This window comes from Kitasatospora sp. NPDC059827 (assembly GCF_042731675.1).
In the GTDB taxonomy this organism is placed as follows: domain Bacteria; phylum Actinomycetota; class Actinomycetes; order Streptomycetales; family Streptomycetaceae; genus Kitasatospora.
On record NZ_JBHWIV010000008.1, the window covers coordinates 59,061 to 82,242 of the forward strand.

Annotated in this window: 17 protein-coding genes; 5 read left to right on the plus strand and 12 right to left on the minus strand. The window is 73.9% G+C overall.

The features are described 5' to 3' along the window. Positions 1–9: 9 nt before the first annotated feature. Both ACFV8H_RS07465 and ACFV8H_RS07470 read right to left on the minus strand, forming a co-directional pair. The gene (locus tag ACFV8H_RS07465) at positions 10–957 is read right to left on the minus strand and encodes a YihY/virulence factor BrkB family protein (protein ID WP_380397305.1); all 948 of its coding nucleotides are present in this window, start codon (positions 955–957) and stop codon (positions 10–12) included. 66 nt (positions 958–1,023) lie between these two features. Continuing rightward, on the minus strand, positions 1,024–2,022 hold the full coding sequence (locus ACFV8H_RS07470; protein ID WP_380397307.1) for a glycosyltransferase family 2 protein: 999 nt from the start codon (positions 2,020–2,022) through the stop codon (positions 1,024–1,026). A 132-nt stretch (positions 2,023–2,154) separates the two neighbouring features. On the opposite strand from ACFV8H_RS07470, the gene ACFV8H_RS07475 reads away from it, so the two are divergent. Together ACFV8H_RS07475 and ACFV8H_RS07480 are read left to right on the plus strand one after the other, a co-directional pair. Next, complete coding sequence (locus ACFV8H_RS07475; protein ID WP_380397309.1) at positions 2,155–5,727, plus strand: CDP-glycerol glycerophosphotransferase family protein; 3,573 nt, start codon at positions 2,155–2,157, stop codon at positions 5,725–5,727. Between the two features lie 278 nt (positions 5,728–6,005). Next, positions 6,006–8,516 carry a CDP-glycerol glycerophosphotransferase family protein gene (locus tag ACFV8H_RS07480; RefSeq protein ID WP_380397311.1) on the plus strand — a complete coding sequence of 837 codons (2,511 nt, stop codon included), beginning with the start codon at positions 6,006–6,008 and terminating at the stop codon, positions 8,514–8,516. A gap of 1 nt (position 8,517) precedes the next feature. Here the strand turns inward: ACFV8H_RS07480 and ACFV8H_RS07485 are convergent, their stop codons facing one another. The 6 genes from ACFV8H_RS07485 to ACFV8H_RS07510 all read right to left on the minus strand — a co-directional run bounded on the left by ACFV8H_RS07485 (position 8,518) and on the right by ACFV8H_RS07510 (position 14,209). Then, entirely contained in the window at positions 8,518–9,054 is a 537-nt protein-coding gene (locus tag ACFV8H_RS07485; protein ID WP_380397313.1) for a 2'-5' RNA ligase family protein, read from the minus strand. A 14-nt stretch (positions 9,055–9,068) separates the two neighbouring features. Further along, positions 9,069–10,109: a tryptophan--tRNA ligase gene (trpS, locus tag ACFV8H_RS07490; RefSeq protein WP_375882234.1), complete on the minus strand. Its 1,041-nt coding sequence runs from the start codon at positions 10,107–10,109 to the stop codon at positions 9,069–9,071. 30 nt (positions 10,110–10,139) lie between these two features. Beyond that, complete coding sequence (locus ACFV8H_RS07495; protein WP_380397315.1) at positions 10,140–11,465, minus strand: hemolysin family protein; 1,326 nt, start codon at positions 11,463–11,465, stop codon at positions 10,140–10,142. Between the two features lie 175 nt (positions 11,466–11,640). Then, on the minus strand, positions 11,641–12,633 hold the full coding sequence (locus tag ACFV8H_RS07500) for a malate dehydrogenase (protein WP_375882229.1): 993 nt from the start codon (positions 12,631–12,633) through the stop codon (positions 11,641–11,643). 276 nt (positions 12,634–12,909) lie between these two features. After that, a complete protein-coding gene (locus ACFV8H_RS07505) occupies positions 12,910–13,335 on the minus strand; it encodes a DUF3017 domain-containing protein (protein ID WP_380397317.1) in 426 nt (141 codons plus the stop codon). Between the two features lie 19 nt (positions 13,336–13,354). Further along, positions 13,355–14,209: a bifunctional methylenetetrahydrofolate dehydrogenase/methenyltetrahydrofolate cyclohydrolase gene (locus tag ACFV8H_RS07510; RefSeq protein ID WP_375882225.1), complete on the minus strand. Its 855-nt coding sequence runs from the start codon at positions 14,207–14,209 to the stop codon at positions 13,355–13,357. A gap of 472 nt (positions 14,210–14,681) precedes the next feature. Here ACFV8H_RS07510 and ACFV8H_RS07515 point away from each other — a divergent pair, with 472 nt between their 5' ends. Beyond that, a complete protein-coding gene (locus tag ACFV8H_RS07515; RefSeq protein ID WP_380397319.1) occupies positions 14,682–15,293 on the plus strand; it encodes a hypothetical protein in 612 nt (203 codons plus the stop codon). A gap of 67 nt (positions 15,294–15,360) precedes the next feature. Here ACFV8H_RS07515 and purH read toward each other — a convergent pair whose 3' ends face one another. Together purH and purN are read right to left on the minus strand one after the other, a co-directional pair. Beyond that, complete coding sequence (purH, locus tag ACFV8H_RS07520) at positions 15,361–16,938, minus strand: bifunctional phosphoribosylaminoimidazolecarboxamide formyltransferase/IMP cyclohydrolase (protein ID WP_375882220.1); 1,578 nt, start codon at positions 16,936–16,938, stop codon at positions 15,361–15,363. Beyond that, a complete protein-coding gene (purN, locus tag ACFV8H_RS07525; RefSeq protein WP_375882217.1) occupies positions 16,935–17,594 on the minus strand; it encodes a phosphoribosylglycinamide formyltransferase in 660 nt (219 codons plus the stop codon). The genes purH and purN overlap by 4 nt, the downstream gene beginning before the upstream one ends. A 378-nt stretch (positions 17,595–17,972) precedes the next feature. On the opposite strand from purN, the gene ACFV8H_RS07530 reads away from it, so the two are divergent. Next, positions 17,973–18,674, plus strand: a complete 702-nt coding sequence (locus tag ACFV8H_RS07530) for a hypothetical protein (protein WP_380397322.1) — start codon at positions 17,973–17,975, stop codon at positions 18,672–18,674. Between the two features lie 64 nt (positions 18,675–18,738). On the opposite strand, the gene ACFV8H_RS07535 is transcribed toward ACFV8H_RS07530, so the two are convergent. Next, positions 18,739–20,217: a DUF6350 family protein gene (locus ACFV8H_RS07535; RefSeq protein ID WP_380397324.1), complete on the minus strand. Its 1,479-nt coding sequence runs from the start codon at positions 20,215–20,217 to the stop codon at positions 18,739–18,741. A 132-nt stretch (positions 20,218–20,349) separates the two neighbouring features. Here ACFV8H_RS07535 and ACFV8H_RS07540 point away from each other — a divergent pair, with 132 nt between their 5' ends. Further along, positions 20,350–22,200 (plus strand): LuxR C-terminal-related transcriptional regulator, encoded by a 1,851-nt coding sequence (locus ACFV8H_RS07540; RefSeq protein ID WP_380397326.1) that lies wholly within the window; start codon positions 20,350–20,352, stop codon positions 22,198–22,200. Positions 22,201–22,280: 80 nt separating this feature from the next. Here the strand turns inward: ACFV8H_RS07540 and sucD are convergent, their stop codons facing one another. Further along, the gene (gene sucD / locus ACFV8H_RS07545) at positions 22,281–23,171 is read right to left on the minus strand and encodes a succinate--CoA ligase subunit alpha (protein WP_375882209.1); all 891 of its coding nucleotides are present in this window, start codon (positions 23,169–23,171) and stop codon (positions 22,281–22,283) included. Between the last annotated feature and the right edge of the window lie 11 nt (positions 23,172–23,182).

Below are 23,182 nucleotides of genomic sequence, written 5' to 3' on the forward strand. Positions count from 1 at the left end.
GTCCCGGCCTCAGGTCCGGGGCCGGGGCGTCGCCGTGGGCGTGGTGTCCTTCGCCTCGGCCTCGTCGGCCGCGGCCAGCAGCGCCCGGCCGTGCTCCCTGGTCCGCTCCCGGGCCGCCGCCGGGTCGGCGGTGGCCGTCCAGGCCACGCAGTACATCAGCAGCCGGCTCACGAAGTTGATCCACAGCAGCAGCGCCACCGGCGTGGCGAAGGCCCCGTACAGGCTCCGCCCGGCGATCGAGCCGAGGTAGGAGGAGAGCAGCAGTTTCAGCAGTTCGAAGCCGACCGCGCCGATCAGGGCGCCGGTCAGCAGGTCGCGGCGGCGCTGGTCGGTGATCCCCGGGAAGGGTGCCAGCAGGTAGGCGAAGAGCAGCATGTCGCACGCTATGGCGATCAGCACGCCGACCCCGGTCAGCAGGTAGCCGCTGCCCAGCCCGATCGCGTCGGCGATCCGCCCGGCGAGCGTGGTGCCGGCGGCGGAGGCGGCTACCGAGAAGAGCGACACCAGGCCGAGGCCGGCCAGCACCAGGACGTCCCAGGCCTTGCGCAGCACCGGGTTGCCGTCCTCCTCGGGCAGCTGCCAGAGGTCCCTGATCGAGGTGCGCATGGTGTCCACCCAGCCGAGGCCGGAAACCAGCAGCAGGGCGCCGCTGACCAGCCCGAGGGTGCCCGCGTTCGCCACCAGGGACGGCAGGTTGAGCGAGTCCGACAGGCCCGGCAGCTGGTCGGAGATGTGGTGCTGGAGGTCGTCCACCTGACTGCCGTTCAGCGTGGCGACGGCGATCGCCAGGCCGACCGTGAGCAGCGGGAACAGGGCCAGGAAGCCGAAGAAGGTGACGGCTCCGGCCAGCCGGTTGCCGCGGGCGGCGGAGAAGTACTCGTACACCCGGTAGGGGCGGCTGCGCAGCACCCGGGCCACGAGCGGGCCCAGGATCGGAAGGCGGGTCAGGAAGTCCACCCGACCGGTTATACCGGCCCGTCCCCCGAACGGCCGTCAGGCGCGGGCCGGATCCGGTGGACAGGCTTACCGGTTGACGAGCCGTCGGGCCTTCGCCAGGGCGCGGACGGCCTGGTAGGCGGCGTACCGCCCGTGGCCGAGCAGTTCGGTGCGCACGCCGTCCACGCCGGGCGGCGGGCGGTAGCCGGCCGGGCGCAGCCGGGCGCAGTGCGCGGCGGAGCGGCGGAAGTACTCGCGGCGGTCGCCGGGCGGGATCCGTCCGGGCTTGGCGACCACGGTGTTGAGGTGGTTGAGCATCTTGCCGAAGACCACCGGGCGCCACCGGTCCAGGTCGGGGCGGCGGTCCAGGAAGGCGAAGACCAGGTCGTACTGGGCGAAGACGTCGAAGTGCTTGCGGCTGGCGGTGGCCAGGATGTTGCCGCCCTCCTGGCGCTGGCGGTAGTGCACGCCGACCCGGTCGAGCAGGGTGATGCTGGCGGCGGCGAGCAGCGCCGGGTACGTCCAGGGGGTGTCCTCGTAGTAGCCGGCCGGGAACTCCAGCCGCTGCTCGGTGACGAACCCGCGGCGGTAGGCCTTGTTCCAGACGACCTGGAGCAGGTCGAGCAGGTCGGGGCGGGCGGCGAGGTCGAAGACGTCCGGGGAGTCGGCGCCGAAGACGTGGCCGGCGGCGGCGCGGGTGATCCGGCCGTCGGCGTAGGTGCGGGCGTAGTCGTAGACCAGGACGTCCGGGTCGCCGGTGGCGGCGAGGCGGTCCTCGACGGCGGCCAGCAGGCCGGGGGTGAGGGTGTCGTCGCTGTCGAGGAAGAGCACGTAGTCGCCGGTGGCGACCTCCAGGCCGGCGTTGCGGGCCCGGCCCAGGCCGACGTTCTCCGGCAGGTGCAGCACCCGGACCCGGGGGTCGGCGGCCGCGGCCTCGTCCAGCATCGCGCCGCAGCCGTCCGGCGAGCGGTCGTCCACCGCGATCAGTTCGAAGTCCGGTCCGCCCTGGCCGAGGACCGATTCGAGGCACTCGGCGAGGTAGTCCTGGACCTGGTACACGGGGACGATGACGCTGAAGCGGGGCACGGGGCCAGCGTAGTGGGCCCGGGGAGGGCCGGGCCCCGGAGGTAGGATCGGGGGGCACGTACGCACCGATCCAAGTGCGGCCAGACCCCCTGCGGGCTGCCACGCTCCTCCCGAGAAAGGCCTGCGTAGCCGATGGCTCCCCGCCTCTCCATCGTCGTTCCGATCTACAACGTCGAGCGTTATCTCGTCGAATGCCTCGACTCGATCGCCGCCCAGACCTTCTCGGACTTCGAGTGCGTCATGGTCGACGACGGTTCGAAGGACGGCAGTGCGGCGCTCGCCGATGCGTACGCAGCGAAGGACTCGCGGTTCCGGCTGGTCCGGCAGGTCAACAAGGGCCTCGGCGCGGCCCGCAACACCGGCATCCGGCACATCGACCCGGACTCCGAGTTCCTGTGCTTCGTGGACAGCGACGACTCGATGCCGCCGAGCGCGTACGAGCTGATGATCAACACGCTGGACGAGACCGGCTCGGACTTCTGCACCGGCAACGTGCTGCGGTTCCGCGCGGTGGGCTACTACCAGTCCGGCGGGCACTCCAAGCCGTTCAAGGAGACCCGGCTCAAGACCCACATCACCGAGCTCCCGGCGCTGGTCACCGACCGCACCGCGTGGAACAAGGTGTACCGCCGCTCCTTCTTCGACGCCGCCGACCTGCTCTACCCCGAGGGCATCCTGTACGAGGACGCGCCGGTCAGCGTGCCGCACCACTACCTCGCCCAGAGCGTGGACGTGCTCTCCGAGCCGATCTACCACTGGCGCGAGCGCGAGGTCGGCGAGATGTCGATCACCCAGATGCGCACCAACCCGAAGGGCCTGGTCGACCGGGTCGCCTCGGTCGAGCTGGTCCGCGCCTGGTTGAAGAAGCAGACCGAGCCGCGCTTCGCCGAGTACCTGCGCTCCTACGACGAGAACACCCTCGTCGAGGAGATCCCGATGTTCTTCTGGTCCGTCGTGGACGGCGACAAGGAGTTCCGGGACGCCTACGTCCAGCACGTCAGCCGGCTGCTCCGCTCGATCGGCCAGGAGCAGGTCCGCAAGCTGCGCGCGCCGCTGCGGCTCAAGTACCACCTGACCCTGCAGAACCGGGTCGACGAGCTGGTCGAGCAGATCAAGTACGAGGGCGAGAGCGGCGGCGGCGTGCAGGCCCGCGGCCTGCTGCGGCCGTACGCGGACTACCCGTTCCTGCGCGGCGGCCGCAAGAGCGTGCCGGCCGGCGTGCTCAAGCTGGACAACTCGCTGGTCATGCGCAGCCGGCTGTACAAGAGCGCCTGGGTGGGCGGCAAGCTGGAGCTGACCGGGCACGCCTACCCGGAGCAGCTGGGCGCGTCGAACAAGCACGACATGGTGCGCACCCTGGTGCTGCGCGAGGCCAAGGGCCGCCGGGTCATCGCGGTGCCGATGAAGACCCAGTACAGCCCCGAGGCCACCGCGAGCTGCAACCACGACCTGTACAACTGCGACTGGTCCGGCTTCTCCGTCGCCCTCGACCCGAAGAAGCTCAAGCACCGCGGCCAGTGGAAGGACGGCCACTGGCGCGTCCTGGTGGCCGGTGCGGGCAAGGGCGGGATCTACAAGGGCCGGATCTCGGCGGGCTGGAGCGACTCCGCCGAGTCGATCCCGCAGCACTGGGTCGAGCCGGACGTGCGGATCGTGCCGTGGGTCCGGGACAACTTCGTCTACCTCCAGGTGGAGACCGTCAAGGCCCGGGTGACCGGCCTGGCCGCGCACGGCGGCCGGGTGGAGGTCTCCGGTGCGGCCCGCTCCGGGGCGAGCTTCGCCGGGGCCCGGCTGCGGCTCACCCACCTCGAGTCGGACCGCGAGCTGACCTTCCCGGTGGAGCTGGGCACCCCGGCCGGCACCCTGCAGCCGTTCACCTCCTCGGTCGAGGTGGCCGAGCTGACCGCCGTCCGCGAGGCCTGGGCCGAGCTGGACCCGGTGGCCGGCGAGCGCGTCCGCGACCGCTGGGACAGCGCGCTGCTGCTGGCCGACGACAGCGTGCTGCCGCTGGTCTGGGACGACCGCAACGCGCCCGAGCAGCTGCACGTCCCGCTGGACCCGCAGGCGCCCCTCGAAGAGCGCCGGGCGATCTACACCAAGCCCTCCCCGAGCGGCCACCTCCAGCTCTCCGACCAGCTGCTGCAGCCGGTCGTGGACGAGGTGTCGGCGCGCGGCGCCGACGGCTTCCTGCTGAGCGGCTCCTTCCCGCAGTCCGGCGCGCACCGCTGGGAGCTGGTGGTCCGCCACCACTGGCGCGAGGAGGAGCACGTCTACCCGGTGGAGATCTCGGACGGCCGGTTCCGCACCGCGCTGCCCGCCGTGCCGACCGCCACCTTCGCCGGCCGGGTGCCGCTCGCCCAGGGCACCTGGAACGTCTTCTTCCGCCCGGTCGGCGTGTCGGCCTCGGCCCTGCCGGACAGCCACGTGCAGATCTCCCCGGACTGCTTCGACTCGCTGCCGGTGGAGGTGGAGTCCCGCGGCAAGCGGATCGCGCTGGAGCGCCGCCTGCACGACTGCCTGTCGCTGGAGTCGCACTCGGCGCTGCTGCCCGAGGAGCGGTCCGGCTTCCGCCAGCGCCGACTGCGCACCACCGACTACCCGGCCGCCCGCCGCCTGCCGGTGCGCGACACGGTGCTCTACAACGCCGGCCACGGCAGCGCCTACGCCGACTCCCCGCGGGCGATCCACGAGGAGCTGGTCCGCCGCGGCCTGCCGCTGGAGCACCTGTGGGGCAGCGACGACATGCAGACCGAGCTGCCGCGCACCGCGCAGCCGATCCGGCTGTGGAGCCCGGAGTGGTTCGAGGCGCTGGCGACCGCCAAGTACATCGTCACCAGCACCCACCTGCCCGACTTCTTCGTCCGCCGTCCCGGCCAGGTGGTCCTGCAGACCCGGATGGGCAGCCCGCTCAAGCAGGTCGGCCTCGACTTCGAGAAGGTCTGGTTCACCGACTCGAACTACCTCAAGGGCCTGAGCCGCGAGGTGCCGAACTGGAGCCTGCTGGTGGCCGGCAACAGCTGGTCCGCCCCGGTGCTGCGGCGCGCCTTCGACTTCCAGGGCGAGATCCTGGAAAGCGGATCGCCCCGGAACGACCTGCTGTTCGCGGCCGACCGGGAGAAGACCGCCGAGCAGGTCCGTGAGCGGCTCGGACTGCCCGAGGGCAAGAAGGTCGTGCTGTACGCGCCGACCTGGCGCGAGGACCGGCGGCGGCCGAACGGCGGCTACCAGATCGACCTGCGGATCGATCTGGCGGCGGCCAAGGCCGCGCTCGGCGACGACCAGGTGCTGCTGGTGCGCCGGCACAGCGTGATGTGCGGCCAGATCCCGGGCGCCGGCAACGGCTACATCTGGGACGTCGGCAGCTACCCCGACATGGCGGAGCTGCTGCTGATCGCCGACGTGCTGGTCACCGACTACTCGTCGAGCGTCTTCGACTTCGCCACCACCGGGAAGCCGGTGCTGTTCTTCACCCACGACCTGGAGCACTACCGCGACAACCTGCGCGGTTTCAGCCTGAACTTCGAGGCCGAGGCGCCGGGCCCGCTGCTGGCCACCTCCGAGGCGCTGGTCGACGCGCTCGGACGGGTGGACGCGGTGGCGGCCGAGTACGCGGACAAGGCGGCCGCGTTCCGCGAGGCGTACTGCGACCTGGACGACGGCAAGGCCTCCGTCCGGGTGGTCGACGCGATGCTCCGCAAGGAGTAGTCACCGGTCATGACAACGGGGCGCCCGGCGTGATCCACGCCGGGCGCCCTACTGCTGTCTGGGAATTCCCTGGGAACTACCTGTCCTTTACGCCCAATTTGCACTCGAACTCACGTTTAGTCGAAGAATTTCAAAGGAAATTCTACGAACCGTACAGTTGACCCGAGGTGGCCTCCCGGGATGGGATAACAAATCGGCCCCGGTCCGGCCGACACCGGCACGGCGGCCTCCCGGCCACCGCCATGACCGGGATCCCGTCCCGAAGGGCCTTCGGCACCATGTCTTCGCTCACCCGGTTCGTTCTGCCGCACGCCGCCCCCCGGGTGGCCGACGGTCGGCCTGCCGTCGACGAGGACGTGGCGTTCGGACTGCTGCGCGCCCGCTGGCACGGCCGCGGGCTGGAGCTCACCGGCTTCGCCCGCCCGCTGGACCTGGACACCGGCCGCCCCGGCTCCGCCTGGACCTGGCTGACCCTGCGCCACGAGGACGCGGCCGAACCACCGCTCCACCTGCGCTCCAAGCCCCGCAGGCTGCCCGAGGTCACCGACGACAGCGCCCAGCCGGAGCACAACCACGACTGGTCCGGCTTCACCGTCCTGCTGGAACCCTCCCGACTGCGCCGGGACGACCGCTGGCTGCTCGGCGACTGGCAGATCGGGACCACCCTGTTCACCCGCCCCCGCCCCACCCGGCTGCGCCGCCAGTACGGCACCCTCGCCCCCCACTGGTGCGGCTCCGGCGAGTACCCGCCGGCCCGCTGGGTGGACCGTGACGTCCGCCTCCAGCCGTACTTCGAGGACGACCGGCTGCAGCTGCGGCTGGAACGCCCCGGCGCCCGGCTCGACCGCGCCGAGCCCGCCGCCGACGGCATCCGGCTGGACGGCGGCGCCGACCACTGCCCGGCCGGCACCGTGCTGCGGCTGCGGCACCGGCAGAGCGACGCGGTGGTCGAGCAGCCGCTCACCCGCACCGGAAACACCTTCGCCGTCGAACTGCCGTACCGGCCGCTCACCGCCGACGGCCGCGGCCGAGAGGACCTGGAGCACTGGGACGTCGAGCTGCTGCGCCCCGACGGCGGCACCGAACAGCTCTGCCTGGACGAGCGCGGCGGCCCGGTGGCCGGCCAGTACCCGCTGCCGCACACCCCGGACCGGGTGCTCTACCTCAAGCACCTCGCCGACGGCCGGCTCCAGGTCTGCGTCCAGCCCGCCGCCGGGGTGGTCGACCGGATCGCGGTCCACTTCGGCGGCTTCGAACTGTCCGGCCACTGCCCGGACCCGGCCGCCGACCGACTGGAGCTCGTCCTGCGGCACGGCGGCACCGCGGGCGAGGTCCGCACCCCCGTCGAGCCCGAGCCGGACGGCCGCTTCCGGGTCCGGGTGCCCGCCACCCGCACCGGCTCCGACGGCGCCGTGCTGCCGCTGCGCAAGGGCGTCTGGGAGGCCACCCTGGAGCCGGCCGACCGCTCCGGCCCGGCCCGGCCGCTGCTCGCCGCCCCGACCGTGCTGCCCGCCCTGCCCGCCACCGCGACCACCGGTGGCAAGGACGTCCTGCTGCAACGCCGCTGGCACGACACCCTGCTGGTGGACTCCACCCCGGTGCTCGACGCCACCGAGCGCAGCGCCTGGACCCAGGCCCGGCTGCGCACCGAGCAGTACCCGGCGGCCCGCCGCGAGCCGCTGCGCGAGGCGGTGCTGTACGACGTGTTCGGCGGCCGCGGCTACGCCGACTCCCCGCGCGCGGTGCACGCCGAACTCGTGCGCCGCGGCGAGCCGTTGGAGCACCTGTGGGTGGTCGACGACGGCCAGGCCGAACTGCCGCCCGGGGTCGTCCCGATCCGGATCTGGAGCCCCCAGTGGTACCGGGCGCTGGCCACCTGCCGGTACCTGGTCGGCAACACCCACTTCCCGGACTTCCTGGAGCGCCGCGAGGGCCAGGTCGTGGTGCAGACCTGGCACGGCTCGCTGCTCAAGCGGATCGCCCACGACGTCGACAACCCCTGGCTCGCCGACCACGGCTACCTGGAGGCGCTCGACCGGGAGACCCCGCAGTGGAGCCTGCTGCTCTCCCCCAGCCCCTTCGCCACCCCGATCCTGCAGCGCGCCTTCCGCTACGACGGCGAGGTACTGGAGTCCGGCTACCCGCGCGGCGACGTACTGGCCCGGCCCGGCCCGCGGGCCGCCGCGGCCGTCCGCCGCCGGCTCGGCATCCCCGAGGGCAAGCGGGTCGTGCTGTACGCGCCGACCTGGCGCGAGGACCAGCAGCGCGGCGACGGCGACGGCTTCCGGCTCGACCTGCGGCTCGACCTCGACCACGCCCGCCGGCTGCTCGGCGAGGACCACGTGCTGCTGGTCCGCCCGCACTCGCACGTGCGCGACCCGCTGCCCGGCGCCGGCGACGGCTTCCTGTTCGACTGCGGGGACTTCCCCGACCCGCAGGACCTGCTGCTGATCGCGGACGTACTGGTGACCGACTACTCGTCGATCATGTTCGACTTCGCGATCACCGGCCGCCCGGTCTACTTCTTCACCTACGACCTGGAGCACTACCGCGACACCCTGCGCGGCTTCTACTTCGACTTCGAGGCGGACGCGCCCGGCCCGCTGGTGCCGGACTCCGCGGAACTGCTCGGCGCGCTGCGCGAACTCGCCGACGGCGGCGAGCGGTCGGTGCCCGGCTACGCGGAGCGCTACCGGCGCTTCCGGGCCGCGCACTGCGCCCTGGACGACGGCGGCGCGGCCCGCCGGGTGGTCGACCGGATGATCGAACTCGGCCGCACCGCGGGGTAGTTCAGGAGAACCGGTAGGCCCGCCAGGGCCGCCAGACCTCGTCCGCGTCGAACCGGGAGAGCGAGAAGCCCGGCACCGGGAAGGACGCCCGGAACCCGCGCGCCTGCTCGTACGCGCGATCCAGCGCGTCCTCCGACAGGCCGTGGGCCACCGTCACGTGCGGGTGGTACGGGAAGGCCAGTTCGCGGGCCAGCGGGCCGGACCGGACGCCCGCCTCCAGCAGCCGGCACTCGTGCGCGCCCTCCTCGACCCGGACGAACACCACCGGGGAGACCGGCCGGAAGGTGCCGGCGCCGCGCAGCAGCATCCGGAACGACCGGTGCGCCGCGGCCACCGCCGACAGGTGGTCCTCGATCTTCGGCAGCAGCTCGGCCGGCACCTCGGTGGGCGGCAGCAGCGTGACGTGCGTCGGTATCGAGCGGGCCTGCGGGTCCCCGAGCCCGGCCCGGGCGTCCTGGATCCGCGCGCCGTGCGGGTCCGGCACGCTCACGGACACGCCGATGGTGACGACCTCCGGGAGGTCGCCACCATCGGGCATGCGCGAGAGCGGAGTCACCGCTTGGCGGCCGGGAGGAAGCCGATCCGGTCGTACACGGTCGCCAGCGTCTCGGAGGCCACCGCGCGGGCCTTCTCGGCGCCGATCGCCAGCACCCGGTCCAGCTCGGCCGGGTCGTCCAGGAAGGTGCTGGTGCGCTCCTGGAAGGGGGTGACCCACTCGGTGAACAGCTCGGCCAGCTCGGTCTTGAGGGCGCCGTACATCTTGCCCTCGAAGTGCGCGACCAGCTGCTCGACCGACTGGCCGCTGAGCGCGGAGTGGATCCGCAGCAGGTTGGAGACGCCCGGCTTCTGCTCCTCGTCGTAGGAGACCACGGTGCCGGTGTCGGTGACGGCGCTCTTGAACTTCTTGGCGCTGACCTTCGCCTCGTCCAGCAGGCTGACCAGGCCCTTGGCCGAAGAGGCCGACTTGCTCATCTTGATGCCCGGGTCCTGGAGGTCCATGATCTTCGCCGTCTCCTTGAGGATGTACGGCTTGGGGATCGTGAACGTGGGGGCGTAGCGCGAGTTGAACCGCTCCGCGATGTCGCGGGTGATCTCCACGTGCTGGCGCTGGTCCTCGCCGACCGGGACGGCGTCCGCCTGGTAGAGCAGGATGTCCGCGATCTGCAGGATCGGGTAGGTGAACAGGCCGACGGTGGTGCTGTCGGCGCCGTACCGGGAGGACTTGTCCTTGAACTGGGTCATCCGGGAGGCCTCGCCGAAGCCGGTGAGGCAGTTCATCACCCAGCCGAGCTGCGCGTGCTCGGGCACGTGCGACTGGACGAAGAGGGTGCAGTGCTCCGGCTCCAGACCGGCGCCGAGCAGCTGGGCGGCGGACACCCGGGTGTTCTGGCGCAAGGTCACCGGGTCCTGCGGCACGGTGATCGCGTGCAGGTCGACGACCATGTAGAAGGCGTCGTTCTCCTTCTGCAGGTCGACCCACTGGCGCACGGCGCCCAGGTAGTTGCCGAGGTGGAACGAGCCGGAGGTGGGCTGGATCCCGGAGAGCACCCGGGGGCGATCCTTGACCGGACCGGTGACCGCTGCGTTGACCATGCGGGCCATTCTTCCAGTTCCCCCGGTCGCTCAGGAAACCTCCGCCCCCGCTGGCTCCTCCGGTGTGACCGCACTCACCCTCACCCGGGCGATCCGCCGGCCCTCCACCTTGGCCACCGTCAGCAGCACCGCGCCGCCGCCCTCGACCGGGATCCGGGCCTGGTCGCCGTCCCGGGGCAGCCGGCCGAGCGAGGCCACCAGGCAGCCGGCCACCGTCTCGTACGGCCCCTCGGGCAGGGTGACGCCGGTCTCCTCGGTGAAGTCGCCGAGGTTGAGCAGGCCGTCCAGCTCCGTGCCGCCGCCGGCCAGTCGGCGGGTCGGCGCGGACTCCGGCCGGTCGTACTCGTCCCGGATCTCGCCGATCACCTCCTCGACCAGGTCCTCCAGGGTCACGATGCCGGCGGTGCCGCCGTACTCGTCCACCACGATCGCCAGGTGGTGGCCCTCCCGGCGCATCTCGCCCATCGCCTCCAGCACCCGCTTGGTGCCGGGCAGCAGCTTGACCGGGCGGGCCAGGTCGCGGACCTTGACGGCCTGCTCGCCGCGGGCGCCGTAGAGGTCCCGGACGTGCACGAAGCCGACCACCGCGTCGGCGCTGCCCTCGACCACCGGGTAGCGCGAGTGCGGCGAGGTCTCGGACTGGTGCCGTACGGCGGCCAGCGGGCGCTCCGCGTCCAGGAAGGTCACCTCGGTGCGCGGGACCATCACCTCGCGCAGCTGGCGCTCCCCCGCGGCGAACACGTCCGCGATCAACGCCCGTTCGTCGCTCCCCAGTTCGGTGTTGGAGGCGACCAGGCCGCGCAGTTCCTCGGAGCTCATCGAGCCGCGCCCGGCCGCCGGATCGCCGCCGAACAGCCGGACCATCAGGTTGGTGGAGTGGCCGAGCAGCCAGATCACCGGGCGCAGCGCCACCGACATCACGTCCACCACGGGGGCGGCGATCACCGCGATGGACTCGGCGCGCTGCAGGCCGATCCGCTTGGGGGTGAGCTCGCCGAGCACCAGCGAGACGTAACTGATCAGCAGGGTCAGGCCGACCAGGGCGAGGGCGTCCGCCACCCCCTGGGACAGCCCCGCCCGGACGAAGAGCGGGGCGACCTTGCCGGCCAGGGTGTCCGCGCCGAACGCGGCGGACAGGAAGCCCATGCAGGTCACGCCGACCTGGACGGCCGCCAGGAAGCGGTTGGGGTCGGCGGCCAGGTGCGCGGCCCGGGCCGAGCGCCGGGTGCCGTGCGCCTCCAGCGTCCGGATCTGGCCCTCGCGCAGCGAGATCAGCGAGATCTCCGCGACGTTGAACAGGCCGCCCAACAGGATGAAGACGAGGACGAGCGCGGCGTCCCCGAGGGTTTCGTTCACAGCGGGCCAGTGTAGGCGGCCGAGGTGTCCCGGCCCGGGCCTCCACCCCGGGGGCGAGCGGGCGAACACCCGCCCCGGAGGCGAAGCACCGGGTCGGAGCATCCCGGAGGACAGCAGACGGCCCGCCGCCCCCGGGCGGGGGTGGCGGGCCGTCGCAAGGGCCGTGCGGCGGGGCTCAGATGAGGCCCAGCTCCTGGACCGCGTCGCGCTCCTCGGTCAGCTCCTTGACCGAGGCGTCGATGCGGGCGCGGGAGAAGTCGGAGATCTCCAGGCCCTGGACGATCTCGAACTTGCCGTCCTTGGTGGTGACCGGGAAGGAGGAGATCAGGCCGGCCGGGACGCCGTAGGAGCCGTCGGAGACGACGCCCATGGAGGTCCAGTCGCCCTCGGCGGTGCCGTTGACCCAGGTGTGCACGTGGTCGATGGCGGCGTTGGCGGCCGAGGCGGCCGAGGAGGCGCCGCGGGCCTCGATGATGGCCGCGCCGCGCTTGGCGACGGTCGGGATGAAGTCGTTCTCCAGCCAGGCCTGGTCGCTGCCGACGGCCTCGAAGGCCGGCTTGCCGGCGATCTCGGCCTGGAAGATGTCCGGGTACTGGGTCGCGGAGTGGTTGCCCCAGATGGTGACGCGCTTGATGTCGGAGACCAGGGCGCCGGTCTTGCCGGACAGCTGGCCGACCGCGCGGTTGTGGTCCAGGCGGGTCATCGCGGTGAAGCGCTCGGCCGGGACGTCCGGGGCGTTGCGCTGGGCGATCAGGGCGTTGGTGTTGGCCGGGTTGCCGACGACCAGGACCTTGATGTCGTCCGCGGCGTGGGCGTTGATGGCCTTGCCCTGCGGGCCGAAGATGCCGCCGTTGGCCGACAGCAGGTCGCCGCGCTCCATGCCGGCCGTGCGCGGGCGGGCGCCGACCAGCAGCGCGACGTTGGCGCCGTCGAAGGCCACGTTCGGCTGGTCGGTGATGGTGATGTCGCGCAGCAGCGGGAACGCGCAGTCGACGAGCTCCATGGCGGTGCCCTCGGCGGCCTTGAGGCCCTGCGGGATCTCCAGGAGGCGCAGGTTCACCGGCACGTCGGCACCGAGCAGGTGGCCCGAGGCGATGCGGAAGAGCAGCGCGTAGCCGATCTGGCCGGCCGCTCCGGTGATGGTGACGTTGACGGGGGTGCGGGTCATTTCTACCTTCTCCAGCAAATCGCCAGGTGCCCCAGGCACACCGGCGCACTGGAGCCGAGGATGATCTCTCGACATCGAGAGACCGGCGTCAGGTTATCGCAAAGGGAAGCGTACGCCGCGTGTGCGGGCGTGGCTGATGCGTCACAGCGGGCTCCGCCCGGGAGGGCCCGGAACACTCCGCGGCCCCGCCCGGGAGTCCCGGGCGGGGCCGCGGCGCACGGCGCCCGATCGCGGTTCGGCGCTGCCGAGCCGCGGCTCAGTGCTCGGGCCGGCCGATCAGTGCTTGGGCCGGCCGATCAGCTGGCCGATGTTGTCCAGCAGCGGGACCTCCAGCCACGGGTTCGGCTGCGCGACCAGGGTCAGCAGCACGATCGAGGCGCCCAGGAAGGCCAGCACGATCACGTCGGTGAAGCGGCTGCGCACCGCCAGCATCCCGACCTCGGGCAGCACCAGCCGCAGCACCGCGCCGAGCAGTACGCCGCCGCCGAGGATCAGCAGCCCGTACTTGAAGCCGTCCTTGAAGTCGGCGAACCAGGTGACCGCGAGGCCGGCGCCGACCACCGACAGGACCAGCGTTATCGGCCACTGCCGGACCGGCAGGGCGTGGTCGCGCCCGAGGGCCGGGGCGGCCCCCTCGGGCGGCAGGGTGCCGGTGGTCTTGACCGGCCGTTGCCGGGACCGCGCCGGACGCGGTTCAGTCATGCTCGCCGTCCCTCGGGGGTCAGACGCCGGCGCGGCGCTCGGCCGCCTCGACGATGTTGTTGAGCAGCATCGCGCGGGTCATCGGGCCCACGCCGCCGGGGTTCGGGGAGATCCAGCCGGCCACCTCGGCCACCCCCGGGTGCACGTCGCCGACGATCTTGCCCTCGCTGCGGCTGACGCCGACGTCCAGCACCGCGGCGCCCGCCTTGACGTCCTCCGGCTTGACCAGGTGCGGCACGCCCGCGGCGGCCACGATGATGTCGGCCTTGCGCAGGTGCGCGCCGAGGTCCCGGGTGCCGGTGTGGCACAGGGTCACGGTGGCGTTCTCGCTGCGGCGGGTCAGCAGCAGGCCGATCGAGCGGCCGACGGTGACGCCGCGGCCGACCACGACGACCTCGGCGCCGTCGATCTCGACCTCGTGCCGGCGCAGCAGCTCGACGATGCCCAGCGGGGTGCACGGCAGCGGGCCCTCGATGCCCAGGGCCAGCCGGCCGAGCGAGGTCGGGTGCAGGCCGTCGGCGTCCTTGTCCGGGTCCATCAGCTCCAGGACCGGGTTCTGGTCCAGGCCCTTGGGCAGCGGCAGCTGGACGATGTAGCCGGTGCAGGTCGGGTCGGCGTTGAGCTCGCGGACGACGTCCTCGACGTCCTGCTGGGTGGCGGTGGCGGGCAGCTCGCGCTGGATCGAGGCGATGCCGACCTCGGCGCAGTCCTTGTGCTTGCCGTTGACGTACCAGCGGCTGCCCGGGTCGTCGCCGACCAGGACGGTGCCGAGGCCGGGCGTGACGCCCTTCGCCTTGAGGGCCGCCACGCGGGCGGCGAGTTCGGACTTGATCGCGGCGGCGGTGGCCTTGCCATCGAGAATCTGGGCAGTCATGACCCCATTCTCCCGGATCGCGGCCGCCTCCCGTACCGGGGCCGCCCCGGCGACCGGACGGGCACGGAAGGCCCGCACCACGTTGCGGTTGCGCCACAGTCTCCGCACCACGCCCACAACCGGCTGGACAGCGCGCTGCCGTCCGGTTGACGATATGCGGGCATCCCCTGCCGCGACCGGGCCCGGTGACGGGCCGACGGCCCCGCAGCAGGGCGTACCCGGGGGAAAGAGCCAGTGATCCGACCACAGCACACCGCGCAGCCAGACCGCCACGGCGCCCTCACCGCGCCGTGCCCGTCCTCGCGTTCGATCACTCGCCCGTCACAGCACTGAGCCGGCCGCGCCCGTCACCGCCGCCGGGCTGTCACCGCGCTCCGATACCGTCCCGTTCCGTCGGCGACCCGACTCGCCGACCGCAACCGGGCCCTCCGCCGTCCCGTCCCCGCGTTCCCGCAACTGCCCGGAGGCATCCATGAGTTACCCGCCCGACCCGAACAACCCGTACGGCCAGCAGCCGCCCGCGCCGGGCTACGGCTACCCGCAGCAGGCCCCGCCGCCGCCCGCGCCGGGCTACGGCTACCCGCCCCAGGCGGCCCCCGGTTACGGCTACGCGCCGGCCGTGCCGCAGTCCATGCCGGGCCTGGTGACGACCGCCCGGGTGCTGCTGTTCATCGTGGGCGGTGTGCAGGCGATCCTCGCGCTCGTCTACCTGCTCATAGGTGCCGCCGCCAAGGACGTCACCAACACGGCCAAGGCGACCACCAGCGACAACCCGTTCACCGCGCTGGGCGACGCCGCCGCCGGCATCCTGATCGTCGTCGCGGTCCTGTTCGCGCTGTTCGCCGCGCTCTCCATCACGCTGGGCGCCAAGTTCGGCAAGGGCGGCAACAACGTCCGGATCACCACCATCGTGTACGGCTCGCTCGGCAGCCTGGTCGGCCTGCTGATCCTGGCGGGCGCCGTCAGCGCCGGCACCGCCATCGGCTACGTGATGGCCGGTCTGTGGCTGGCCATCAGCATCATCTGGATCACCGCCATGTGCACCCAGGAGGGCTCCGGCTGGTTCAACCGGCCGCGCTACTGAGCACGCGGTACGACCACGACGAAGCGGCCCGGCCCCTCGACCGAGGGACCGGGCCGCTTCGTGCCGCTCAGTGGAAGAAGTGGCGGGCGCCGGTGAAGTACATCGTCACGCCGGCCTCCCGGGCCGCCTCGACGACCTGCTCGTCACGGATCGAACCGCCCGGCTGGACGATCGCCCGGACACCGGCGGCGATCAGGATCTCCGGGCCGTCCGGGAACGGGAAGAAGGCGTCCGAGGCGGCGTACGAGCCCTTGGCCCGCTCGCCGGCCCGCTCGACCGCGAGCTTGCAGGAGTCGACCCGGTTGACCTGGCCCATGCCGACGCCGACCGAGGCGCCGTCCTTGGCCAGCAGGATCGCGTTGGACTTGACGGCCCGGCAGGCCCGCCAGGCGAAGGCCAGCTCGGCCAGCTCGGCCGCGGACAGCGCCTCGCCGGCGGCCAGCGTCCAGTTCGCCGGGTCGTCGCCCTCGGCCTGCACCCGGTCCGCGTCCTGGAGCAGCACGCCGCCGGAGATCGGGCGGACCTCCTGGTGGTTGGCCGGGGCCCCGGGGGCGACCAGCACCCGCAGGTTCTTCTTCCGGGCCAGCACCTCGACCGCGCCGTCCTCGTACCCGGGGGCCACCACGACCTCGGTGAAGATCGGGGCGATCTGCTCGGCCAGCTCGACGGTGACCGGGCGGTTGACCGCGATCACGCCGCCGTACGCGGAGACCGGGTCGCACTCGTGCGCCTTGCGGTGCGCCTCGGCGACGTCGGCGCCGGTCGCGATGCCGCACGGGTTGGCGTGCTTGATGATCGCGACGGCCGGCTCGGCGTGGTCGTACGCGGCGCGGCGGGCGGCGTCGGTGTCGACGTAGTTGTTGTACGACATCTCCTTGCCGTGCAGCTGCTGGGCACCGGCCAGGCCGCCGGTGCCGTCGCTGTACAGCGCGGCGCCCTGGTGCGGGTTCTCGCCGTAGCGGAGCACGTTCTGGCGCTCCCAGGTGGCGCCCAGGAACTCGGGGAACCGCTCGTCGCTGGGGGCGTAGCCGGCCTCGAACCAGGAGGCGACGGCCACGTCGTAGGCGGCGGTGTGGGCGAACGCGGCACCGGCCAGGCGCTTGCGGGTGGCCAGGTCGAAGCCGCCCTCGCGGACGGCGGTCAGCACGTCGGCGTAGCGGGCCGGGTCGACCACGACGGCCACCGACGGGTGGTTCTTGGCGGCGGCGCGGACCATGCTCGGGCCGCCGATGTCGATCTGCTCGACGCACTCGTCCGGGGTGGCGCCCGAGGCGACGGTGGCCTTGAACGGGTAGAGGTTCACCACGACCAGGTCGAAGGGCTCGACACCGAGCTCGGCCAGCTGCGCGCGGTGCGACTCCAGGCGCAGGTCGGCGAGCACGCCGGCGTGCACGCGCGGGTGCAGCGTCTTCACGCGCCCGTCCAGGCACTCCGGGAAGCCGGTCAGCTCGGAGACCTCCGTCACCGGGACGCCGGCGGCGGCGATCCGGCCGGCGGTGGAGCCGGTGGAGACGATGGCGACCCCGGCGGCGTGCAGGCCCTGGGCCAGCTCCTCCAGACCGGTCTTGTCGTACACGCTGATCAGCGCGCGACGGATCGGACGGATGTTCTCCGAAACGGGGGGCGTGGTGGAGCTCGCGCTCATGCCGGGATCCATACCTTTCGGTCCTCGATGCGGTGACCTTCGCGGGCCAGCCGGCCCACGACGTCGACGAGCAGCTTGCGCTCGACAGTCTTGATGCGCTCGTGCAGCGCGTCGCCGCCATCGGCGTGGTCGGCGTCGAGCACCTCGACGACGCCCTGCGCGATGATCGGCCCGGTGTCCACTCCGGCGTCGACCAGGTGGACGGTGCAGCCGGTGACCCTCACCCCGTACGCGAGCGCGTCGGTGACGCCGTGGGCACCGGGGAAGGACGGCAGCAGTGCGGGGTGGGTGTTGACGATCCGCCCCGCGAAGGCCGCGATGAACTCGGGGCCGAGGATCTTCATGAAGCCGGCCGTGACCACCAGGTCGGGCTGGTGGGCGGCGACGGAGGCGGTCAGCGCGCGGTCCCAGTCGGCCCGGTCCGCGAAGTCCTTCACCCGGTGGACGAAGGTCGGCAGGCCCGCCCGCTCGGCACGCTCCAGGCCGGCGATCCCGTCCCGGTCCGCGCCCACGGCCACGATCCCGGCGCCGTACGCCGGGTCGGCGGCGGCGTCGATCAGGGCCTGGAGGTTGGTACCGGAGCCGGAGACCAGCACCACCAGGCGGGCCGGTCCGGGCGTACGGGGCGGGAAGAGCTGGGCGGGGGCGGCGGCCACTGCGCGATTCTCCGTAGGTCGGGCGCCGCCCGCTGGTACGTCCACCGGCGGTGGGGCCACTACGAACGGCAGGTCGAGCGAGGGGGAACACCAGGAGAACCCGCCGCGACGCGGGACCGGGGGAACCCGTGGGAGCTGCTGACCGTCACCACGATAACGGCTGGTCGGAGGCCCCCTGCACCCTCCCTACGGCGCTACGCGCGTAGTTGAGACGGGGATCTCCTCGGGCCCTGCGCACCGGAGTTGCGGGCGACCGGCCCCGGTACGGGCAGGCCCCCGACGGACCCTCGAACGCTTGCGGGATCATTGGGGCGGAGGAGACCGCCCCCGAGCACGACCCTCCGCACGAGCCCCGACCGAGAAGGAACGGCTGAACCCATGAGCAGCGGCGACGACACCGACGAGCGCAACCCCTTCGCGCCGCCGCCCGCGGACGCCCCGGACCAGCCGTGGCGGCCGCGCAGCCCCTGGCCCGGCCAGGGTCCGGAGGGCGACGGCGGCCAGTCCGGCGGTCCCGGCGGCGACCGCCCGCCGCACCCGCAGCAGTGGGGACCGGGCCCCGGCGAGGGTGGGCCCGGCCGTCGCCCCCAGGGTCCGCAGCCGCCCCGGCTCGACCTGGCGAACCCGGCCCACCGCAAGGCGCGCAACGCCGCGCTGGCCGGACCGTTCGCGCTGGTCTCCCTGTTCACCGGCTTCCACTGGATCGCCCTGCTGGCCGGCGTGCTCGGCATCGTCTGGGGCGTCGGCGCGCTCCGGGCCGGGCGGGCCGCGGCCGCCCCGGCTCCCGCGGCGGCGCCGGCCGGGGCGTACGGCCAGGCAGGCCCGTACGGTCAGACCGGCCCGTACGGCCAGGCAGGCCCCGGCGGCGCCCCGGCGCCGAACCCGCTCACCCCGGCCGCGCTCGCCGGGATCCTCACCGGCGCGATGACCGTCGTGGTCGCCACCTCGGTGATCGGGCTCAGCGTCCACTACCGGGACTACGTCACCTGCGTGCGGGACTCGCTCACCAACGTCGGCGCCGAGAACTGCGACCGGTACGCGCCGCAGTGGTACGTGGACTTCAGCGGGAACGCCGAGTAGCGGGCAGGGCCCAGGAACGGGAGCGCCCAGGGGCGGGAACGCCGAACGGCCGGCCCGACCGGGGTCAGTCGGCGGGGCGCCGGGCGGACAGCCGCAGCACGAGGGCGTGGGCACCGGCGCGCAGCCGCAGTGCGCTCCGGCGCGTCCGGGTCGCGAGCCGGGCGTAGGCGCCCGCGCCGGACGCCGGGGCCCGGACCAGGTCCCCGGCCGGAGCGCCGGCCGGGTCGTCGTCCAGTGTCTCGGCCGGGTCCTCGGCCGGGGCGGGGCCGAGCGCGCGGTACCGCACCAGCAGGGCGCCCGGCACCGCCACCAGGGCGAGCCAGCCCGCCGCCGCCAGGCCCGTCCACCACGGCACCGGTCCCAGCCGGGCCATCCGCTCGGCCGCCAGCGCCCCGCCGGACAGCCAGCCCAGCACCGTCGCCCCGGCGCCGAGCAGCAGCGCGGCCGCCAGGGCCGCCGTCGCCGTCGCCGCGGGCGGCCACGGTCCGCCCCCGCCCGACGGGGAGGGCCGGCCCGCCGCCGCCCGGCCCAGCAGGAGCGCGGGCACCAGCCCCGCCAGCAGCGGGAGCAGCAGCGCGGCCAGCCGCCAGCCGCCCGGGCCCTCCTGGGGCAGCAGGGCGAACAGCGGGAACTCCGGCACCGCGCCGAGTTCCGTCCCGCCCGGCGACACCAGCGACCCGGCGCCGACCTCGAAGCCCGGGCCCAGCGCGTACGCGGCGCCCCACAGCACCGCGTTCGGCAGCAGCACCACGGTGACCAGCAGCAGCCCGACCAGCGCGGCGGGCCCGCCGCCGAGCAGCGCCATCCCGCGCCCGCCCCCGGCCACCGCGTCCAGCACCGCCGCCACCGCCACCAGCAGCCCGCCCGCCGCGAGCAGCCCCGCCGCGGCCGCGCCCGCCGCCCGGCACACCGCGGGCGTGCCCCCGGTCGGCCGCCAGCCCGGCGGGAGCCGGTCGAACAGCGCCTCGGCATGGATCCACCCCACGCCGTCGGCCCCCTCCGTCCTGCCGGTCCTCTCCGTCCCGGCGGCTCCGCCGGACCGTACGCCCGCCGCCGTCGCCAGCCCGGCCACCAGGCCCACCACCAGCAGGTCCGGCAGCACCCGGCTGCGGAACAGCCCGGCGCCCGCGCTGTGCAGCGCCACCACGACCGCCACCGCGCAGTACCCCGCCCAGAGCGCCAGCGGGCCGCCCCAGCGCGAGCGCAGCCCCCGCCGTGCCGCCACCCCGGCCCCCGCCCGGTACAGCCGCACCACGGCCAGGGCCCCGAGCAGCAGCGGAGTGACCGTCAGCGGGGCGTCCGCGCCGCCGCGCAGGACCGGCGCGCCGTGCCCGAGCAGCCAGAGCGCACCCGCCAACCGGGTGGCGCCGGCCGCATCGGAGTCCGCGTACGGCGTCGCCACCCAGAGCCCGAGGACCGGCACCCCGACCACCGCGAGACCGACCAGCGCCGTCCGCACCCCCGCCAACAGGTCGGCCAGCGCCGGGCGTCCACCCAATTCGCCGGGCACTTCCAGGAGCGGACGGCCCATCAGCTGCGTCATGCGCCTCATGGTGCCAAGGCGACTCGCCATGCTCCGTGAACCGGCAAACCGCCGCCGTGTCCCAGATTATTGTCTTATGCGCCTTTTCAGACCCTGCCCCCAAGCCGCCGCCGCCCCGGCCCGGAGCGTCTGATGACCACGCCACCCGCCCGTGCCACCGATCCCCTGCGGAAGCTGACCCCCCGTGAGGCCCAGGCCCTCACCCACCTGGCCGCCGGACACGGCCTCGATCACACCGCCGCCGCACTCGGCGTCACCACCGCGACCGCCCGCAGTTATCTGCACCGGGCCATGCGCAAACTCGGCTGCCCCACCGAAGCCGCCGCGATCGCCCTGCTCAGGACCGCACCCCCGACCGGCCCGGGCCGGCGCCCCCCGGCCGCCCCCACCGGCACCGACCGTACGCGAGTGGCCCCCACTGCCCCGGGAGAACGCAGCGGCATGACCAAGACCACCCCGACCGGCGGGAAACCCGGCACCGACAGCGACCGCCGCCACCGCTCCCCCGGCGTCGGCACCGGACCCGGTGCCGGGCCCGGGCCCGGCCGGTCGACGGCGCACGGCGAGCCCGGCACCCCGGCGGCCTCCGGGCCGAGCCAGCAGTCCGGCCAGCACCAGGGCCAGCACCAGGCCCAGCACCAGGCCCAGCAGCAGGGCCCGTCCGCGCGTCCAGGGCCCGCCCCGGGCAAGCCCGAGGGTCGGCGCCGTCGTCCCGCGGACGGGGCGCGCGGCCCACAGGGAGCCGCGCGCAAGCCGGGCACCCCCACCGCCCCCACCGCCGCCGCAGTCACCGCCCCGACCGCCGCCCCGGGACCGGCCGCTCCGCAGCCACCCGCGGCCGCCCGGCCCGCGGCCGCGTCCGGTCCCGGTCCCGATTCCGCCCCCGGCGGGCGCGACGTCGCCGACTCCCGTGAACGGATCAGCGCGGCCCTCAGCGAGGCGGGCCACGGACGGGACCTGACGGAGAGCTTCGAGGAGCTGTACGAGGCCGCGCACACCCGGCTGGTGCAGCAGGTGTTCCTGCTGACCGCCTGCCGCCACCGCGCGGTGCACTGCGTGCGGCGGGCGTTCGGGGAGGCCCGGCAGGACTGGGGCGGGGTGGTCGGCTCGGGCGATCCGGAGGGCTGGGTGCGGGTGCGGGCCTGCGAGCTGGCACTGTCGCCGTGGCGGCGCGGCGGCCCCCGGCGGGTGCACGCGTGGACGCTGCCGCACCGGCGGATCCGGGTCCGGCCGGCCGACGAGGCCCAGTCGGTGCTGCCGGACCACGACCGGCTGACCGACCGGGACAAGGCGCTGTTGAAGGCCCTGCGGCGGCTGTCCCGGCCGCAGCGGCGGGCGCTGGTGCTGCACGACGGGCTGGGGCTGCCGGCGGCGGCCGTCGCGGTGGAGGTGGAGTCGACCCGGGCGGCCGCCGAGGGGCGGGTGTGGGCCGCGCGGGCGGCGCTGGCGCAGTGGGTGCCGGAGCTGGTGGGGCCGGACCCGGCGGCGCCGGGGTTCGCGGACGGGCTGAGCGGGCTGCTGCACCGGGCGGCGGTGCGGGGCTGCCCGGAGCCGCACCGGGCGCCGGTACCGGTGCTGCGGGCCAAGCACCGGATGGGCACGGCCGCCCGGACGGGCGCGGCGGTGCTGCTGACGGTGGCCGTGGGCGGGGCGACGGTGGCGACGCTCTCCGGGCTGCGCCCGGCGGCGCTGTTCCACCGGCCGGAGCAGCCGGTCCCCGCGCTTTGCGTGCCGGCCCCGACGGCGGAGGTGGAGGCCCCGGGCGTGCCGCTGCTGCCGGGCGGGGCGCCGAACGGCATCACCAGCCTGTGGTGCAGTCCGACGCCGGGGCTGGAGGCGGTGGTGGCGGAGCCGCAGGCCCAGGCGGTCGCGCGCTGGGAGCTGCCGGCCGCGGCCCGGGGCGTGGCCCCGCCGCCGCAGCAGGACCCGGCGGTCTGCCCGACCTGGTCGCCGCTGCCCTGCGCCACCGGTCCGGGGCACTGACGCGCCGACCCGTCGGCACCGGGAACGGCGAGCGCCCCCGCCCACAGGGGCGGGGGCGCTCGGCGCGCGGGTGACCGGGATCAGCCCTTGGCGGCGATGATCTCGCGGGCCAGGCGGGCGGTCTCGGACGGCGTCTTGCCGACCTTGACACCGGCGGCCTCGAGGGCCTCCTTCTTCGCCTGGGCGGTGCCCGAGGAGCCCGAGACGATGGCGCCGGCGTGGCCCATGGTCTTGCCCTCGGGGGCGGTGAAGCCCGCGACGTAGCCGACGACCGGCTTGGTGACGTGCTCGGCGATGTAGGCCGCGGCACGCTCCTCGGCGTCGCCACCGATCTCACCGATCATGACGATGATCTCGGTCTCCGGGTCCTCCTGGAAGGCCTTGAGAGCGTCGATGTGGGTGGTCCCGATGACCGGGTCACCGCCGATGCCCACGGCCGAGGAGAAGCCGATGTCGCGCAGCTCGTACATGAGCTGGTAGGTCAGGGTGCCCGACTTCGAGACCAGACCGATCTTGCCGGAGGTGGTGATGTCGGCCGGGATGATGCCGGCGTTCGACTGTCCGGGGCTGATCAGACCGGGGCAGTTCGGGCCGATGATCCGGGTCTTGTTGCCCTTCGAACCGGCGTGCGCCCAGAAGGCGGCGGTGTCGTGCACCGGAACGCCCTCGGTGATGACGACGGCCAGGCCGATCTCGGCGTCGATGGCCTCGATGACGGCGGCCTTGGTGAAGGCCGGCGGCACGAAGAGGACGGAGACGTCGGCGCCGGTCTCCTTCATGGCCTCGGCGACGGAGCCGAAGACCGGGATCTCGGTGCCGTCGACGTCGACCGTGGTGCCGGCCTTGCGCGGGTTGACACCGCCGACGATCTGGGTGCCGGAGGCGAGCATGCGGCGGGTGTGCTTCATGCCCTCGGCGCCGGTCATGCCCTGGACGATGACCTTGCTGTCCTTGGTAAGGAAGATAGCCATGGTGTTAAGTC

Coding starts and splice junctions, on each gene's coding strand:
- trpS (WP_375882234.1), bottom strand. CDS start 10,109: ATGGTCAACGCAGCGGTCACCGGTCCGGTCAAGGATCGCCCCCGGGTG.
- ACFV8H_RS07500 (WP_375882229.1), bottom strand. CDS start 12,633: ATGACCCGCACCCCCGTCAACGTCACCATCACCGGAGCGGCCGGCCAG.
- ACFV8H_RS07505 (WP_380397317.1), bottom strand. CDS start 13,335: ATGACTGAACCGCGTCCGGCGCGGTCCCGGCAACGGCCGGTCAAGACC.
- ACFV8H_RS07540 (WP_380397326.1), top strand. CDS start 20,350: ATGACCACGCCACCCGCCCGTGCCACCGATCCCCTGCGGAAGCTGACC.
- ACFV8H_RS07480 (WP_380397311.1), top strand. CDS start 6,006: ATGTCTTCGCTCACCCGGTTCGTTCTGCCGCACGCCGCCCCCCGGGTG.
- ACFV8H_RS07485 (WP_380397313.1), bottom strand. CDS start 9,054: ATGCCCGATGGTGGCGACCTCCCGGAGGTCGTCACCATCGGCGTGTCC.
- ACFV8H_RS07535 (WP_380397324.1), bottom strand. CDS start 20,217: ATGACGCAGCTGATGGGCCGTCCGCTCCTGGAAGTGCCCGGCGAATTG.
- ACFV8H_RS07475 (WP_380397309.1), top strand. CDS start 2,155: ATGGCTCCCCGCCTCTCCATCGTCGTTCCGATCTACAACGTCGAGCGT.
- ACFV8H_RS07510 (WP_375882225.1), bottom strand. CDS start 14,209: ATGACTGCCCAGATTCTCGATGGCAAGGCCACCGCCGCCGCGATCAAG.
- ACFV8H_RS07530 (WP_380397322.1), top strand. CDS start 17,973: ATGAGCAGCGGCGACGACACCGACGAGCGCAACCCCTTCGCGCCGCCG.
- ACFV8H_RS07515 (WP_380397319.1), top strand. CDS start 14,682: ATGAGTTACCCGCCCGACCCGAACAACCCGTACGGCCAGCAGCCGCCC.
- purH (WP_375882220.1), bottom strand. CDS start 16,938: ATGAGCGCGAGCTCCACCACGCCCCCCGTTTCGGAGAACATCCGTCCG.
- sucD (WP_375882209.1), bottom strand. CDS start 23,171: ATGGCTATCTTCCTTACCAAGGACAGCAAGGTCATCGTCCAGGGCATG.